Source organism: Acidimicrobiales bacterium (assembly GCA_035546775.1).
Lineage (GTDB): Bacteria > Actinomycetota > Acidimicrobiia > Acidimicrobiales > JACCXE01 > JACCXE01.
In genome coordinates, this window is record DASZWD010000060.1 from 77,540 (window position 1) to 93,726 (window position 16,187).

Below are 16,187 nucleotides of genomic sequence, written 5' to 3' on the forward strand. Positions count from 1 at the left end.
CCTTCTCCTGTGCTGCGTTATCTGACCGCCGGCGAATCGCACGGCAAAGGCCTCGTCGTGATCGTCGAGGGCTTGCCCGCCGGGCTCGCGATCACGGTCGAGGACGTGCAGGCCGAACTGGCGCGGCGCCGCCTCGGATACGGCCGCGGGCCGCGCATGCGCTTCGAGCAGGACGAGGTGACGCTGCTCGGCGGCGTCCGCCACGGCCGCACGCTCGGCTCGCCCGTCGCCATCGAGATCGGCAACACCGAGTGGCCGAAGTGGGTCGACGAGATGGACCCGGCGCCGGGCAAGACGGAAAAGCCGCTGACCCAGCCCCGTCCCGGCCACGCCGATCTCGCCGGCATGCAGAAGTACGGCTTCTCCGACGCCCGCGACGTGCTCGAGCGCGCCAGCGCGCGCGAAACCGCAGCCCGCGTCGCCGCCGGCACGTGTGCGAAGTTGCTGCTGCGCGCCATCGGGACCGAAGTGATCAGCCACGTGATCTCGATGGGCACGGCGTCGGTGAAGTCGGCCGCGGCCCGGCCGCGTCCCGAAGACCTCGCGGCGGTCGACGAGTCGCAGGTGCGCTGCTTCGACGGAGAGTCCGAGGCGGCGATGGTCGAGCAGATCAAGGCGGCTGCGAAGGACGGCGACTCGCTCGGCGGCGTCGTCGAAGTGCTGGGCTACGGCGTGCCCGTCGGCCTCGGCAGCCACGTGCACTGGGACCGCAAACTCGACTCGCTCCTCGCTGGCGCGTTGATGAGCATCCAAGCCGTGAAGGGCGTCGAGATCGGCGAGGGTTTCGAGGTGGCGCACCGGCGCGGCTCGGAGGCGCACGACGCGATCATGTGGGAGACCGACTCCGGGTACCGCCGCGACTCCGACCTCGCCGGCGGCGTCGAGGGCGGCATGTCGACGGGCGCGCTGCTCGTCGCCCGCGCCGCGATGAAGCCGCTCGCCACCCTCAACCGCCCGACGCTGCGCACCGTCGACGTGGTGACGAAGGAAGAAACGGTGAGCTTCAAGGAGCGCACCGACGTCACGGCGGTGCCGGCGATGGGTGTGGTCGCCGAGACGATGGTGGCGCTCGTCCTCGCCGGCGAGGCGCAGCGCAAATTCGGCGGCGACTCGGTCGGCGAGTTCGTCGCCAACCACGACGCCTTCGTCGCCGGCCTTGCCTAAGCAGGCGATCGTCTTGATCGGCATGCCCGGCTCGGGCAAGAGCCGCGTCGGCCAGGCGATGGCGCAGTTGCTGCAGTGGCGCTGGGTAGACGTCGACGCGCTCGTCGCCGACGACGTGCCGGCGTTCATCGAGCGCGAGGGGATCGACGCGTTCCGGACGCGCGAGCGCGACGTGATCGGCGCGCTCAGTCCGCAGGACTGCGTGGTGTCGGTGGGTGGCGGCGCCGTGCTGGATCCGGCGAACCGCGACAACCTGCGCGCGCTGGGGCCGGTGGTGTGGCTGCGCGCGACCCCCGAAACGCTGCTCGAGCGCATCGGCCGCGGCGACGACCGCCCGCTGCTCAAAGGCGACCCGGTCGCCACCCTGCCGGTGTTGCTGGCCGAGCGCACCCCGATCTACGAACAACTGGCGACGGTGATCGTCGACGTCGACGGCCGCGACGCGTTCGAGAACGCCGGCGAAGTCATGAAGGCCCTCAGCGCGTGCTGACGGTGACGGTCGATCTGGGCGAGCGCAGCTACCCGGTGATCGTCGGCGCCGGTGCGCGCCACGAACTCGACGGCGCGTTGCGCGACCGCACGCGCCGCGTCGCCCTCGTCACGCAGGCGGGCATCGGCCTGGCCGACGACGTCACCTCGACGCGCACCGAGTCGCGTCACGTGCTGGGCGACGGCGAGGCCGCGAAGAACCTGGCGTCGGTCGACGCCCTGTGTGAGGCGTTCGCCACCGAAGGACTGACCCGCGCCGACGCCGTCGTCGGCGTCGGCGGGGGAGTCGTGACCGACGTCGCGGGGTTCGCGGCGGCGGTGTACATGCGCGGCATCGACGTCGTGCACGTGCCCACGACGCTGCTCGGCATGATCGACGCCGCCGTCGGCGGCAAGACGGGCGTCAACCTCAAGGCGGGCAAGAACCTCGTCGGTGCGTTCTGGCAGCCCCGCGCCGTGCTGTGCGACCTCGACGCGCTCGCGACCCTGCCCGCGCGCGAGATGCGCTCGGGCCTCGGCGAGTTGTGCAAGTACCACTTCCTCACCGGCCAGGAGCTGGCGTCACTGCCCCTCGACGAGCGCATCGCGGCCGCGGTGGCGATCAAGGCGGCCGCGGTGAGCGCCGACGAGCGCGAGACGACCGGTGTGCGCGCCACGCTCAACTACGGCCACACGTTGGGTCACGCGCTCGAGACCGTCGGCAAGTACGACCTGCGTCACGGCGAGGCGGTGGCGATCGGGCTCGTGTACGCGGCCCGCCTCGCTCGCCGCCTCGGGCGCATCGACGACGATCGCGTGGCGCAGCACGTCGCCGTCGTCGCCGGCAATGACCTACCGACGGCGATCCCGCCGAACTGCGACCCCGAAGAACTGGTGGCCGTCATGCGGCGCGACAAGAAGGCGACGGGCGACGGGCTGACGTTCGTGCTCGACGGGCCCAACGGCGTCGAGCTGGTCGAAGGCATCTCCTTCGACGATGCGCTCGCAGCGATGCGAGACTGATCCCGTGTCCGTCATTGCGCTGCTGCACGGCCCCAACCTGAACCTGCTCGGCCAACGCGAGGTCGACATCTACGGCACCACCACCGAGGCCGATCTGGTGGCGCGCGTCGAGAAGGTCGCCGCCGGTCACGGGGCCACCGTGGAGTTCCTGCAGTCGAACCACGAGGGTGAACTCGTCGACTTCGTCCACCGGGCGCGGGGACGCCTCGCCGGCATCATCGTGAATGGCGGCGCACTAAGTCACTACGGCTGGTCGCTGCACGACGCGCTGGCGGCCTACGACGGCGTCGTGATCGAAGTGCACCTGTCGAACACGGGGAGGCGGGAGGGGTGGCGCCACACGTCGGTCCTGACGCCGGTGTCGAAAGGAACGATCACCGGGCTGGGCCCGGACGGCTACGAATTCGCTACCGAAGCACTGATGAGGTTGCTCAATGGTTGAGATGGACATCGCCGCGCGGCTACCAAAGCTGCGCGCCGCGCTCGATGCTGCGGGGTGCGACGCCCTGCTCGTCACCAACCTGACGAACGTGCGCTACCTGACGGGCTTCACCGGCTCGGCGGCGCTGCTGCTGGTCACGGCCGACGAACTCGTGCTCGCCACCGACGGGCGCTACGCGTTCCAGTCGGCCGAACAGCTGCGCGCCGCGGGTGTCGAGGCCCGCATCGAGATCGGCAATCTGGCCGGGCAGAAGGCGGCGGTGAGCGCCGCGGCCAGCGGTGTGAGTCGCATCGGCCTCGAGGCCACCGACGTCACCTGGGCGCGGCAGCGGGCGTTCGCCGCGGAGTGGTTCGGCGGGGCCGAACTCGTTGCCACCGAGGGCGTCATCGAGAACCTCCGGCGTGTGAAGGATGCGGGCGAGTTGTGGCGCATGCAGGAAGCGGCGCGCATCGCCGACGACGCGCTGGCCAACGTGCGCCCGCTTTTGGCCGACGGGATCAGCGAGCGCGACTTCGCCATCGCCTTGGACTTCGAGATCCGCAAGCTCGGCGCGTCGGGCAATTCGTTCGAGACCATCGTGGCCGCCGGTCCCAACGGCGCCAAGCCGCACGCCCGCCCCTCGGAGCGCGTGATCGAACCGTGCGAGCTGGTGGTGCTCGACTTCGGCGCCATCTTCGACGGTTACTGCTCCGACATGACGCGCACCGTGTGCGCCGGCGACCCGTCGCCCGAGCTCCAGAAGATGGTCGACGTCGTGGCCGAGAGCCAGCGCGCCGGCGTCGCCGCCGTGCGGGCGGGGGTGAAAGCCGCAGACGTGGACAAGGTGTGCCGCGACGTCATCGACGCGGCAGGCTGGGGCGACGCCTTCATGCACTCCACGGGCCACGGCGTCGGCCTCGATATCCACGAGGCGCCCTGGGTTTCCGCGGTGTCGACCGACACGCTCGCGCCTAACCAAGTCGTAACTGTGGAGCCGGGCGTCTACCTTGAAGGCCTCGGCGGGGTCCGGATCGAGGACACCGTCGTCGTCACCGAAGACGGCTGTTACCCGCTCACGAATACAACAAAGGAACTCGCAGTCGCATGGCAACGGTAAGCACCAACGACCTCAACAACGGCATGACCCTCAACTTGCCCGAGGGCCTGTTCAAGGTCGTCGAGTTCCAGCACGTCAAGCCGGGCAAGGGCGGTGCCTTCGTGCGCACCAAGCTCAAGAACGTGCGCAACGGCGCCGTCGTCGACCGCACCTACCGCGCGGACGAGAAGCTCGAGCAGGCGATCATCGAAAAGCGCGAGATGCAGTACCTGTATCGCGATGGCGACGACTACGTCTTCATGGACAACACGACCTACGACCAGTCGCACCTCGCGCCGGCCGTGCTGGGCGACGCCGTCAACTTCCTGAAGGAATCCGACAACGCCATCATTCAGCGCTACGGCGACGAAGTCGTCGGCGTCGACCTGCCGGCGTCGGTCGAGCTGATCGTCACCGAAACCGAACCGGGGGTCCAGGGCGACCGGGTCTCGGGCGCCCGCAAGCCGGCCACGCTCGAGACGGGCCACGTCCTCCAGGTGCCGCTGTTCGTCAACCAGGGCGACAAGATCAAGGTCGACACCCGCAGCGGCGACTACATCACCCGCGCGTAGCGGAGTGTCCGTCGAGCGCACGATGGCGCGCGAACGCGCGCTGGAACTGCTGTACGAAGCCGACGCGAAGTCGGCGCCGGTCGACGACGTGCTGGCCGCGCTGCCCGTCGCGCCGGACCCTTACGCCGTCGACATCGTCACCGGTGTGAGCGAGCACCGCCCCGAGATCGACGCCGTGATCAAGCGGCTCGCTCCCGACTGGCCCGTCGACCGCATGCCGGCGGTGGATCGCGCCGTCCTGCGGCTCGGCGTGTACGAACTGACGCAGCGGCCCGACGTGCCGACGGCGGTCGTCCTCGACGAAGCCGTCGAGTTGGCCAAGCGCTACTCGACCGAAGAGTCGGGCCGCTTCGTCAACGGCGTCCTCGCCGCCGCCGCCCGCGAATTGCGCCCGTCGTAAGTCGCCCTACTACCTCACGCCGCTGGTGATGCCGCCGATGATCGGGATGACGATGTCGCGCAACAGCGCGACCGTGTAGGTCACGTAGCCGTTCGCCGCCTTCGTGAGGTTCTGCAGGCACGGGGTGTCCACGTTGACGAGCTTCGCCTGCGTTCCGCCGTACGTGGAACACGTCGCCATCGGCTGTGCCGCTGTCTGCCCTGACGGGATCCAGTAGATGGTGTTCTGGCAGTCGTCGGCGTCATGGTCGTAGTTCGCGTTGCACGACTGCTTGACGTTGTAGGTGATCTTCCAAGCGAACGGATGGTTCGGGTCACTGCCTGAGTACGTCCCGCTGTTGTCGAACAATGCCTCGGCGGCTTGCGTGACGCAGTAGTGCGAGGAACCGCACCGAACGTTGTTCAGCGTCTTCTCGTCGAGTTGTACGAAGGCCCCGGGTGCCGAGCCGGCCGGTACGTTGAAGTCCGTGTTCTGGTTCGAACCGGCGTAGGCGAGGTCGTCACCGGCGGGCACAAATGCTTGCGAGTGCGCCGAGGTTGTGGTGACGACGCTCGCCGACGTCGTCCCACCGGACGCGCCCGTCGCGGTGAGCGTGGACGTGAAGGACGTGCCGCTCGTCGGCGCGGTTACGGCGGTGGCGAAGGTCTTCGACGCACCCGCCCCGAGGCTGAACGAGCACGCGAGGGTTCCGCCGGCGCCCGAACAACCCGCGGGGAGGGCGACGCGCGTGTCGACGGTGCTTCCGGTCGCGAGTGACACGTTCACGGTCTGGGGCGCTCCCGTGTTGGTGACCGTCGAAGACAGCAGCGTGTCCTCGCCGTAGCGCACGTCCGAGGGCCGGTTGGTGATCGAGGCGTCGACCGCGTAGGGGATGGTGGTCACCGCGCTGGCGGTGTTGTCGGTCGGGTCGAGCACGTTTTGCTCGAAGATGGCGGCGGCGACGTCGACGCGGGAACTCACCGAGGCAACGCCGGCCTGCGGTGTGACCGTGAACACGAAGCTGGCGGACCGGCCGGCGGAGAGCGCTCCGACGGTGCAGCGGGCGGCGCCCCCGGCGACGCTGCAACCGGCCGGCGCCCCGGTGACCGCGCCGCGCTCCGGAGTGAACGTGACGCGGGATCCGGCAGGCTGGTTGATGTTGCCCGAATTCTTGATCGTGCCGACCGCGCTGAACGCCCCGGTGGCGGACGCGGGCGCCGTCACCGCGGCCGAAACGTCGGAGATGACGAGCAGGTCCGCCGAAGCCGCTGTGTGGGACAACAGCGGCAGCACCAGCGCGATCACCGCGCCCATGACACCGACCAGCGTCGATCGCTTCTTCACTGTCCGTCCACCCCCATGACTGCGGCCTGCGCCTGCGACCGCAGTATGCCGAACCGCGCCGCCGATCGGGAGTGACCGAGGTCACACCCCGCTTCGACTCAGGAGCTCTTCTTGGCGGCCTTGGCGGCGCGCTTTTCCTTGAGGGACTTGCCCACCTTCTTGGTGTTCTTGGGTGCCGGTACCTTCGCCATGCACCCAACGTACGACGGTCGTTGCAGTCGCGCCGCGCTTTTCTCCTAAGATCAGCAGAGTCGTAAATCGGGTCCTGTGAGGCTCGAACGGCGAAGGAGAGTTGAGTGGCTGAACGCGAGCGAACGGTGGCGCCTGGCGCCGCCGTTTTTGTTGCACGCACCCAGGTGATGTCGGCCGACGACCTGCGCCGCGCCGTCACCCGCATCGCCCACGAGATCGTGGAGCGCAACCACGGCCTGGGCGACGTCGTGCTGGTCGCCCTCCAGACGGGTGGGGCGCCACTGGCGGGCCGGATCGCGGCGGAGCTGACCCGCATCGAAGGCGTCGACGTGCCAACCGGGACGCTCGACGTCGTGCCCTATCGCGACGACTTCGGGCTGCGCCCGCTCCTGCTCGAAGCCCCGACCGACATTCCCTTCGACGTCACGGGTAAGACCGTGGTGCTCGTCGACGACGTGCTGTTCACCGGCCGCACCGTGCGCGCCGCCCTCAACGCGCTGGCCGACTTCGGGCGGGCCAGCTGCGTGCAGTTGGCGGTGATGGTCGACCGCGGTCACCGCGAGGTGCCGATCCGTCCCGACTTCGTAGGCAAGAACCTGCCGACCCGCCGCGACGAGTTGGTCGACGTGCGCGACGACGGCGTGTACCTGGGGGAGATGCAGACGCGTATGAGCGAGCGAAGCGAGCGAACGAAAGAGACAGCGCCTGTTTCACCGGTGCCGCCGAAGGCGGCGCCCCAGTGAAACATCTCTTGACGATCGGCGACCTCGGGCCCGACGGGATCGAGGAAGTCCTCAAGACGGCCGACACGTTCGCCGAGATCAACCGCCGCCCGATCCCGAAGGTGCAGGCGCTGCGGGGCAAGACGGTCGTGTCGTGTTTCTTCGAAGACTCGACGCGCACGCGCCTCTCTTTCGAGACGGCGGCGCGCCGCCTCGGCGCCGACGTGATGACCTTCGCCGCTGCCAGCTCGTCGCTCAAGAAGGGTGAGTCGTTGCGTGACACCGTCGAGACGCTCGACGCCATCGGCGCCGACGCCTTCGTCGTGCGCCACAAGTCGGCGGGCGTGCCGGCGCAGATCGCCCGCTGGACGGACTCGGCGGTGCTCAACGCCGGCGACGGCCAGCACGAGCACCCGACGCAGGCGCTGCTCGACTGCTACACGCTGCGCCAGCACCTCAGCGACCTGCACGGCAAGCGCATCCTCATCGTGGGCGACGTCAAGCACAGCCGCGTCGCCCGCTCCAACGTCGCGGCCTTCAGCGCGCTGGGCGCCAAAGTGAAGCTGGTGGCGCCCCACACCCTGTTGCCGCCCTCGCTCGACGACTGGCCCGTCGACGTGACGACGAATCTCGACGGCGCGCTCGACGAGGCCGACGTCGTGTACCTGCTGCGCATCCAGCAGGAGCGCATGGACCAAGCGCTACTGCCGTCGCTGCGCGAGTACTCGCAGTCCTACGGGCTCGACGCCAAGCGCGCCGCCCGGCTCAAGCCGGGGGCGTTGATCTTGCACCCCGGTCCGATGAATCGCGGTGTGGAGATCGCGGCTGACGTCGCCGACGCGCCGAACGCAGTCATCACCGAACAAGTGGCAAATGGAGTCTCCGTGCGCATGGCCGTCCTGTACCTGCTGCTCAACGTGGACGGAGACCTCAGTGCCTAAGGAAACGGTGATCAAGGGCGGCACCGTGATCGACGAGACGGGCGCGCGCCGCGCGGACGTCGTCGTCGCCGGCGGCACCATTGTCGCCGTCGGCGCGAACCTCGACGCCAAGACGGTGATCGACGCGTCGGGGTGCATCGTCGCCCCCGGGTTTGTCGACCTGCACACGCACCTGCGCGAGCCCGGTCGCGAAGAGGCCGAAGACATCGAGACGGGCACGCGTGCCGCCGCCCTCGGCGGCTACACCGCGGTGGTCGCCATGCCCAACACCGAGCCGGCGATCGACAACGCCGAGTTGGTGCGCGACATCAAGGCGACCGCTGTCGGCAAGAGCTGCGAGGTCTATCCGGCCGGTGCCATCACCGTCGGGCGCAACGGCGAGCACCTGTCGCCGATGGCCGAGATGGCTCGCGCCGGCGTCACGCTGTTCACCGACGACGGGTCGGGCGTGCAGGACGCCGCGCTCATGCGCCGCGCCCTCGAGTACGCCAAAGGCCTGGGCGTGACCCTGGCGCAGCACTGCGAGGACAATGCCCTCGCCGCCGGCGGGTCGATGCACGAGGGTGCGTGGTCGAGCCGCCTCGGCATTCCCGGCCAGCCGAGCAGCGCAGAGACGGCAATGGTGCTGCGCGACATCGAACTTGTGCGCCTCACCGGCGCGCCGATGCACTTCCTGCACATGTCGACGGCCGAGTCGTTGCGCGCCATCGCGCAGGCCAAGGCCGCCGGCCTGCCGATCACCGCCGAAGTCGCACCGCATCACTTCACGCTCACCGACGCCTGCTGCTGTGACTACGACGCCACGTTCAAGGTCAACCCGCCGCTGCGCACCGAGGCCGACGTCGAAGCGGTGAAGCAAGCGCTGCGCGACGGGACCGTCGACGCAATCGCGACCGATCACGCCCCGCACGCGCCGGAGTTGAAGGAGTTGCCCTTCGATCAGGCGCCGCCCGGCATGCTCGGTCTCGAAACCGCACTGGCGCTCGCGCTCGACGAACTCGACTTGCCGCTCGAGCAGGTGCTGGCGTACATGAGCTGGCGGCCGGCCAAGATCGCGCGACTGCTCGCCGAGCACGGGGGCCCCATCGCGCAGGGTCGCAGCGCCAACATCTGCGTCATCGACCCGGAGTTCGAATGGGTGGTCGAAAGTCGCGCCCTCGCCAGCAAGAGCCGGAACACTCCGTACGAAGGAAGGAAGCTGAAAGGCAAAGTGCGTCACACGATCTGCCGCGGAATCCCCACCGTTCTCGACGGGGCGTCGCAACGATGAGCATCCAGGAAGCAGCGCTGGTCCTCAACGACGGGACGGTGTTCGAAGGCGAAGCCATCGGTGCGCAGCCGGCGAACGGCGTGACCACCGGCGAGGTGGTGTTCAACACTGCGATGTCGGGCTACCAGGAGATCATCACCGATCCGTCCTACGCCGGTCAGATCATCACGTTCACCTACACCCACATCGGCAACTACGGCGTGTCGATGTCGGACAACGAGGCGCCCGCGCCGGCGTGCCGCGGCGTCATCGTGCGTGACCTCGCCCGCCGGCCCTCGAGCTGGCGCGCCGACCACGGCCTCGACGCGTTCCTCACGCAGGCCGGTCTCTCCGGCATCGCCGGGATCGACACCCGACGGTTGACGCGGCACCTGCGCGACGCCGGCGCGATCCCCGGCGCCTTTGGCACCACGGACGAGGCGACGCTGCTCGCCGCCGCCAAGACGGCGCACGGCACCGACAACCAGGACCTCGCGGCGCTCGTCACCACGACACAGCCGTACCTTCTCGGCGAAGGGCCCAAGCACATCGTCGCCTACGACTTCGGCATCAAGCGCACGATCCTGCGCCACCTGACGCACGGCGCCACCGTGATGGTGGTGCCCGCCGACACGCCGGCGGAAGCCGTGCTCGACCGCCAGCCCGACGGCGTGTTCCTCAGCAACGGTCCGGGCGATCCGGCGGCAGTCACCTACGCCGTGCCCACCATCCAGAAGCTGATCGGCAACGTGCCGATCTTCGGTATCTGTCTCGGTCACCAACTCCTGGCGCGCGCCCTCGGCGGCGAGACGCACAAGCTGGCCTTCGGGCACCATGGTGGCAACCATCCGGTCAAGCGGCTCGCCGACAACGCCGTGGAGATCACGAGCCAGAACCACAACTACGCCGTGACGGAAGGCTCGATCGCGAGCGCCGAGATCACCCACGTCAACCTCAACGACGGTGTGATCGAAGGCCTCGCCGTTCCCGCCGAGCGCGCCTTCTCGGTGCAGTACCACCCCGAGGCCGGCCCGGGGCCCCACGACGCGTCGTATCTGTTCGACGAGTTCACGAAGCTCATGGAAGGTGCGAAGTAATGCCCCGCCGCGACGACATCGAATCGATTCTCGTCATCGGGTCGGGCCCGATCGTGATCGGCCAAGCGTGCGAGTTCGACTACTCGGGCACGCAGGCCTGCCGTGTGCTGAAGGCCGAGGGCTACAAGGTCATCCTCGCCAACTCGAACCCGGCGACGATCATGACCGACCCCGACTTTGCCCACCGCACGTACGTGGAACCCCTCGATCCGCGGGTGTTGCAGGCGATCATCGAGAAGGAACAACCGGACGCCGTCCTGCCGACGCTGGGCGGCCAGACGGCGCTCAACCTGGCCATGGGGCTCAACGAGTCCGGGGCGCTCAAGTCGGTGCCCCACGGCCTCATCGGCGCGTCGGTCGACGCCATCCGCACCGCCGAGAACCGAGAACTGTTCAAGGCGGCGATGACCGAAATCGATCTCGCCGTTCCGGCGTCGGGCTTCGCCTACGACATCGACGAGGCGATGACCGTCGGTCGAGAGATCGGGTTCCCGATCATCATCCGCCCGTCGTTCATCCTCGGCGGCAAGGGCACCGGCATCGCGGCCGACGAAGAAGAGCTGCGCCGCCTCGCGACCGAAGGCCTCGACGCGTCGCCCATCCGCGAGATCCTGATCGAGCGGTCGATCGCAGGCTGGAAGGAGTACGAGCTCGAAGTGATGCGCGACCGCGCCGACAACTGCGTGGTCGTGTGCTCGATCGAGAACCTCGACCCCATGGGCGTGCACACCGGCGACTCGATAACGGTCGCGCCCGCGCAGACGCTGAGCGACGTCGAGTACCAGGAGATGCGCGACGCGGCGTTCAAGTGCATTCGGCGCATCGGCGTCGAGACGGGTGGATCCAACATCCAGTTCGCCGTCAACCCGCGCAACGGCGACCGCGTCGTCATCGAGATGAACCCGCGCGTGTCCCGAAGCTCCGCGCTGGCGAGCAAGGCGACGGGCTTTCCGATCGCCAAGATCGCGGCGCGGCTGGCCGTCGGCTACACGCTCGACGAGATCCCCAACGACATCACCAAGAAGACGCCGGCGAGCTTCGAGCCGACGATCGACTACGTCGTGACCAAGGTGCCGCGCTGGGCCTTCGAGAAGCTGCCCGGTTCCAAGGCGGTGCTCGGGACGCGCATGCAGTCCGTCGGCGAAGCCATGTCCATCGGGCGCACGTTCCCCGAGTCGCTGCAGAAGGGGATGCGCTCGCTCGAGCACGGCCGCCTCGGTCTCAACTGCGACCCGGCCGAGTCGATCTACGACGAGTTGGACGACGACGAGTTGGTGCGGCGCGCCGCCATCGCGACCCCCGACCGCGCCTTCCACCTCGAAGCCGCGCTGCGCCGGGGCATCTCGGTCGAGCGCCTGGCGGCGACCACCATGGTCGACCCGTGGTTCCTCGACCAGATCCTGGCGATCGTCGAGGAACGCGCCGCGCTGGCCGAGAAGGGTCTCGACGGGATGCACCGCGCCGATTGGCGCCGCGCCAAGCGACTCGGCTTTGGCGACGCCCAGATGGCGTACCTGTGGGGTTGCACCGCTGCCGAAGTGCGCAAGCGGCGTGAACTCGCTGGCGTCGTCGCCACCTTCAAGACTGTCGACACCTGTGGTGCCGAGTTCGACGCCGATACCCCGTACCACTACTCGACCTACGAGGACGAGAGCGAGGTGCGTCCGAGCAGCAACCGCAAGGTCGTCATCCTCGGGTCGGGCCCGAACCGCATCGGGCAGGGAATCGAGTTCGACTACTGCTGCGTGCACGCATCGTTCGCGCTGCGCGACGCCGGGTTCGAGACGATCATGGTCAACTGCAATCCCGAGACGGTGTCGACCGACTACGACACGTCGGACCGCTTGTACTTCGAACCGATCACCGAAGAAGACGTGCTGAACGTGCTCGACGCCGAGCGGCCCGAAGGCGTGATCGTGAGCCTCGGCGGCCAAACGCCGCTCAAGCTCGCCGGGCTGCTGCCGGCCGAGCTGGTCCTCGGCACGTCGCCCGAGTCGATCGACCTCGCCGAAGACCGCGAGCGCTGGGCGGCGCTGTGCGCCCGCCTCGAAATTCCGCAACCAGCGGGTGGCACGGCGGTGTCGACCGAGGATGCGCTCGCCATCACCGACCGTATCGGCTACCCGGCGCTGGTGCGCCCGAGCTACGTGCTCGGCGGGCGCGCCATGCAAATCGTCTATAACGACGACGACCTGCGCGCCGCCATGGTCGAGCTCGCCGGCTTCGGCTCGCTCGGCAAGGAGGGCGGCCTCTCCGCCGAGCGTCCGGTGCTCGTCGATCGTTTCCTCGAAGACGCCGTCGAAGTCGACGTCGACGCGTTGCGCGACGCGACGGGCGACGTGCTCATCGGCGGTGTGATGGAACACGTCGAGGAAGCCGGTGTGCACTCGGGCGACTCGGCGTGCGTGATCCCGCCGCCGACGCTGCCGGCGTCGGTGGTCGACGTGATCGAGGACTACACCCGCAAGATCGCCGACGCGCTCGACGTCCGCGGCCTCATCAACGTCCAGTACGCGGTGAAGAGCGGTCAGGTGTTCGTCATCGAGGCCAACCCGCGCGCCAGCCGCACCGTGCCGTTCGTCGCCAAGGCCACCGGGGTGCCGCTGGCCAAGATCGCCGCGCGCATCATGGTCGGCGCCACGCTCGCCGAGTTGCGCGCCGAGGGTCTGCTCAAGCCGCCGGCCAACGGGGGGCACGTGTCGGTCAAGGAAGCGGTCCTGCCGTTCAACCGTTTCCCCGACGTCGACACGATCCTCGGTCCCGAGATGCGGGCCACGGGCGAGGTGATGGGCATCGACATGAACTTCGGCATGGCGTTCGCCAAGAGCCAGCTGGCGGCGGGCAACGGCCTGCCGACCGAGGGGGCAGTGTTCTTCTCCCTCGCCGATCGCGACAAGGTGAACGGCGCCGCCGCCGCCGCGAGGTTCGCGGAACTCGGCTTCGACATCATCGCGACCGTCGGCACTGCCGCGTTCTTGCGCGACCACGGCGTGCACGTCACCGAGGAGGTGGCGAAGGTCGGCGAGCAGCGGGGCGTCGACGCCGTCGAGCTCATCGAGTCGGGTCGCATCACGCTGGTGGTCAATACGCCGCGCGGTCGCGGCGCGCGCGCCGACGGCGCGCACATCCGCATCACCGCCAACGTGCGCAACGTGCCCTGTCTGACAACGGTGGCGGCGGCGCGCGCCGCGGCCGCCGGCATCGCGGCGCTGAAAGACGGTCCGCTCCAAGTGGCGCCGCTGCAGGATCACCACACGAACAGCCAGCTGCGCCTCGACGTATGACCGAGGCCGACACGTGATCTGGCGGCGCCGCGCCGAGGTCGACCTCACCACGCAGGTCGGGGGGGTGGTGTTGCCCAATCCGGTGATGACGGCCAGCGGCACCGCCGGTCACGGCGCCGAGCTGGGCGCCTACTTCGACCTGTCGCATCTCGGGGCGATCGTGGTGAAGTCACTGTCGGCCGAACCGTGGGCCGGCAACCCCGCGCCGCGGCTGCATCCCGTCGCGGCCGGGATGATGAATTCGGTCGGGCTGCAGAACCCCGGCGTCGACGCGTGGCGCGATCACGAGCTGCCGGCGCTTCAGGCGCGCGGCGCGCGCGTCGTCGCATCGATCTGGGGCTTCAGCGTCGACGACTACAAAGCCGCCGCCGACGCGCTGGCGACGTGCGGGCCCGAGGTCGTGGCCGTCGAAGTGAACCTCAGCTGTCCCAACACCGAAGCCGGCCGGCAGATGTTCGCCCACGACCCCGAACGCGCCGCCGCGGCCATCGCGGCGACGGCGGGGTGCGGGCGGCCACGCTGGGCCAAGCTCAGCCCGAACGTGACCGACATCGTGCCCGTCGCCGGCGCGGTGCTCGACGCGGGCGCGGATGCCGTCACGCTCGTGAATACCGTGATGGGTCTGGCGATCGACCCGGCGACGGGACGGCCGCGGCTGGGCAACGGCGGAGGAGGACTGTCGGGCGCGGCGATCCACCCGATCGCCGTGCGGGCCGTCTACGAAGTGCGCGCCGCGTTCGGGTCGGCCGCCATCGTCGGCGTCGGCGGCGTGACGTCGGGCGAGACGGCCGCCGAGATGCTGGCGGCGGGCGCCAACGCCGTCGAGGTCGGCACCGCCACCTTCGCCGATCCGCGGGCGCCGATGCGCGTGCTGAACGAGCTGCGCGCCTGGTGCGCCCGCCACAAGATCACCCACATCGACGACCTCATAGGGAGAGCTTTCAGGTGAACATCCGCGACCGGCTTGCGTTGGTCCTCGACTTCCCCGACCTCGTCACCGCCCAGGCGGCGCTGGCGCCCGTGGGCGAGTTCGTACGCACGGTCAAGGTCGGCTACGAGCTGTTCTACGCCGAAGGGCCGCGGGCGGTGTCGACCTTCACCGACCAGGGCTTCGACGTGTTCCTCGACGTGAAGCTGCACGACATCCCGACCACGGTCAACAAAGGCGCCGTCGCCGTCGGCCGACTCGGGGCGCGCTACGTCACGGTGCACACCCTCGGCGGCGAGAAGATGGTGCGGGCGGCCGTCGACGGACTCGCCGAGGGCGCGGCCAAGTCCGGCGTCGAGGCGCCGATGGCGTTGGGCGTCACCGTGCTGACCTCCGACGCGACCGCGGATCCCGCCGAAGTCGAGCGGCGCATGGCGATCGGCCGCGACGGCGGCTGCGGTGGCTTCATTTGCGCCGGCGCCGAGGTCGCCACTGCGGCGCGCGTCGCGCCCGGCCTCATCACCTACGTCCCAGGCATCCGTCTCGCCGGCGCCGACGTCGACGACCAGGGCCGGCCAACCACCCCGGGCGACGCCATCCGCGTCGGCGCCACGATCCTCGGCCTCGGCCGCACGGTGACGGCGGCGCCCGACCCGGTCGCCGCCATGCAACGTGTCTATGACGAAGTCGCTGGATCCTGACGACCTCATCGCGGTCGCCGATCACTGCACCAACTTCCTCGCGCCCCTCGCCGATCGCGACTGGTCGGTGCCCGCCACCGGCCTCCAGTGGAGTTGCCGCGAGACGCTCGAACATCTCGGCTCGTTGTCGTACGCGCCCGTGCTGGCCTTGCGCGCCACCGAGTTGCCGCGCTTCGGCTTCAGCGTGTTCCCCGACCTGCCGGTCGACTGGTTGCTGCCGACCGCCCGGACCAACGCGCTGATCGTGGCGGAGGTGGCGCGCGCCGCGCCGCCCGAGGTGCGGGCGTGGCATCCGGCCGGCATGGCGGATCCGAGTGGGTTCGTCGCGATGATGGCCGACGAGTTCGTGGTGCACACCCACGACATCGCCAGCGCGCTCGGTGCGGACTTTCGGCCCGATAGTTTCGTTATCCGATCGCTGCTCGACCGACTTTTTCCCTGGTGGCCCCGCGAGGCCGATCCGTGGGACGCCCTCGTCTGGGTGCACGGGCGTGCCGCTCTACCTGGGCATCCGTCGCTCGGCGGCACCTGGCTGTGGCATTGCGCGCCCTTGGAGGAATGGGACGGAACTGTCCCGGAATGGGGGACCCAGTGACGAGAAGCAAG

General features: G+C 69.3%; 16 protein-coding genes. 15 read left to right on the top strand and 1 reads right to left on the bottom strand.

Translation table 11 applies throughout. The annotated features are described in order from the left end of the window. The first annotated feature begins 9 nt into the window (after window positions 1–9). The 7 genes from aroC to nusB are packed head-to-tail and all read left to right on the top strand — an operon-like array spanning window position 10 to window position 5,144. Entirely contained in the window at window positions 10–1,164 is a 1,155-nt protein-coding gene (gene aroC, locus VHC63_15440; GenBank protein ID HVV38003.1) for a chorismate synthase, read from the top strand. Beyond that, the gene (locus VHC63_15445; GenBank protein HVV38004.1) at window positions 1,157–1,654 is read left to right on the top strand and encodes a shikimate kinase; all 498 of its coding nucleotides are present in this window, start codon (window positions 1,157–1,159) and stop codon (window positions 1,652–1,654) included. Before aroC ends, VHC63_15445 begins: the two co-directional genes overlap by 8 nt. Then, window positions 1,648–2,655, top strand: a complete 1,008-nt coding sequence (locus VHC63_15450) for a 3-dehydroquinate synthase family protein (protein ID HVV38005.1) — start codon at window positions 1,648–1,650, stop codon at window positions 2,653–2,655. Before VHC63_15445 ends, VHC63_15450 begins: the two co-directional genes overlap by 7 nt. Window positions 2,656–2,659: 4 nt before the next feature. Then, entirely contained in the window at window positions 2,660–3,097 is a 438-nt protein-coding gene (locus tag VHC63_15455) for a type II 3-dehydroquinate dehydratase (protein HVV38006.1), read from the top strand. Then, window positions 3,090–4,193, top strand: a complete 1,104-nt coding sequence (locus tag VHC63_15460) for an aminopeptidase P family protein (GenBank protein HVV38007.1) — start codon at window positions 3,090–3,092, stop codon at window positions 4,191–4,193. The genes VHC63_15455 and VHC63_15460 overlap by 8 nt, the downstream gene beginning before the upstream one ends. After that, entirely contained in the window at window positions 4,181–4,744 is a 564-nt protein-coding gene (efp, locus tag VHC63_15465; protein HVV38008.1) for an elongation factor P, read from the top strand. The genes VHC63_15460 and efp overlap by 13 nt, the downstream gene beginning before the upstream one ends. A gap of 22 nt (window positions 4,745–4,766) precedes the next feature. Further along, window positions 4,767–5,144: a transcription antitermination factor NusB gene (gene nusB / locus VHC63_15470; GenBank protein HVV38009.1), complete on the top strand. Its 378-nt coding sequence runs from the start codon at window positions 4,767–4,769 to the stop codon at window positions 5,142–5,144. 9 nt (window positions 5,145–5,153) lie between these two features. On the opposite strand, the gene VHC63_15475 is transcribed toward nusB, so the two are convergent. Continuing rightward, the gene (locus tag VHC63_15475) at window positions 5,154–6,467 is read right to left on the bottom strand and encodes a hypothetical protein (protein HVV38010.1); all 1,314 of its coding nucleotides are present in this window, start codon (window positions 6,465–6,467) and stop codon (window positions 5,154–5,156) included. 296 nt (window positions 6,468–6,763) lie between these two features. On the opposite strand from VHC63_15475, the gene pyrR reads away from it, so the two are divergent. From pyrR to VHC63_15515, 8 genes are read left to right on the top strand one after another with little or no spacing between them, the layout of a single operon-like run. Beyond that, window positions 6,764–7,402, top strand: coding sequence for a bifunctional pyr operon transcriptional regulator/uracil phosphoribosyltransferase PyrR (gene pyrR, locus VHC63_15480; protein HVV38011.1), 639 nt, complete (start codon window positions 6,764–6,766; stop codon window positions 7,400–7,402). Next, on the top strand, window positions 7,399–8,322 hold the full coding sequence (locus tag VHC63_15485) for an aspartate carbamoyltransferase catalytic subunit (GenBank protein ID HVV38012.1): 924 nt from the start codon (window positions 7,399–7,401) through the stop codon (window positions 8,320–8,322). Before pyrR ends, VHC63_15485 begins: the two co-directional genes overlap by 4 nt. Beyond that, window positions 8,315–9,592 carry a dihydroorotase gene (locus tag VHC63_15490; protein HVV38013.1) on the top strand — a complete coding sequence of 426 codons (1,278 nt, stop codon included), beginning with the start codon at window positions 8,315–8,317 and terminating at the stop codon, window positions 9,590–9,592. The genes VHC63_15485 and VHC63_15490 overlap by 8 nt, the downstream gene beginning before the upstream one ends. Further along, entirely contained in the window at window positions 9,589–10,668 is a 1,080-nt protein-coding gene (gene carA / locus VHC63_15495) for a glutamine-hydrolyzing carbamoyl-phosphate synthase small subunit (protein HVV38014.1), read from the top strand. The genes VHC63_15490 and carA overlap by 4 nt, the downstream gene beginning before the upstream one ends. Then, window positions 10,668–13,952, top strand: coding sequence for a carbamoyl-phosphate synthase large subunit (gene carB / locus VHC63_15500; protein ID HVV38015.1), 3,285 nt, complete (start codon window positions 10,668–10,670; stop codon window positions 13,950–13,952). The genes carA and carB overlap by 1 nt, the downstream gene beginning before the upstream one ends. Window positions 13,953–13,965: 13 nt before the next feature. Next, window positions 13,966–14,901 carry a dihydroorotate dehydrogenase gene (locus tag VHC63_15505; protein HVV38016.1) on the top strand — a complete coding sequence of 312 codons (936 nt, stop codon included), beginning with the start codon at window positions 13,966–13,968 and terminating at the stop codon, window positions 14,899–14,901. Beyond that, window positions 14,898–15,581 (top strand): orotidine-5'-phosphate decarboxylase, encoded by a 684-nt coding sequence (pyrF, locus tag VHC63_15510; protein HVV38017.1) that lies wholly within the window; start codon window positions 14,898–14,900, stop codon window positions 15,579–15,581. The genes VHC63_15505 and pyrF overlap by 4 nt, the downstream gene beginning before the upstream one ends. Next, entirely contained in the window at window positions 15,559–16,176 is a 618-nt protein-coding gene (locus VHC63_15515) for a maleylpyruvate isomerase family mycothiol-dependent enzyme (protein ID HVV38018.1), read from the top strand. Before pyrF ends, VHC63_15515 begins: the two co-directional genes overlap by 23 nt. The last annotated feature ends 11 nt before the right edge of the window (window positions 16,177–16,187 follow it).

Excerpts from the sequence above, each read along its gene's own strand:
- efp (HVV38008.1), top strand. The coding sequence starts at position 4,181 with ATGGCAACGGTAAGCACCAACGACCTCAACAACGGCATGACCCTCAAC.
- nusB (HVV38009.1), top strand. The coding sequence starts at position 4,767 with ATGGCGCGCGAACGCGCGCTGGAACTGCTGTACGAAGCCGACGCGAAG.
- VHC63_15460 (HVV38007.1), top strand. The coding sequence starts at position 3,090 with ATGGTTGAGATGGACATCGCCGCGCGGCTACCAAAGCTGCGCGCCGCG.
- VHC63_15515 (HVV38018.1), top strand. The coding sequence starts at position 15,559 with ATGACGAAGTCGCTGGATCCTGACGACCTCATCGCGGTCGCCGATCAC.
- carA (HVV38014.1), top strand. The coding sequence starts at position 9,589 with ATGAGCATCCAGGAAGCAGCGCTGGTCCTCAACGACGGGACGGTGTTC.
- carB (HVV38015.1), top strand. The coding sequence starts at position 10,668 with ATGCCCCGCCGCGACGACATCGAATCGATTCTCGTCATCGGGTCGGGC.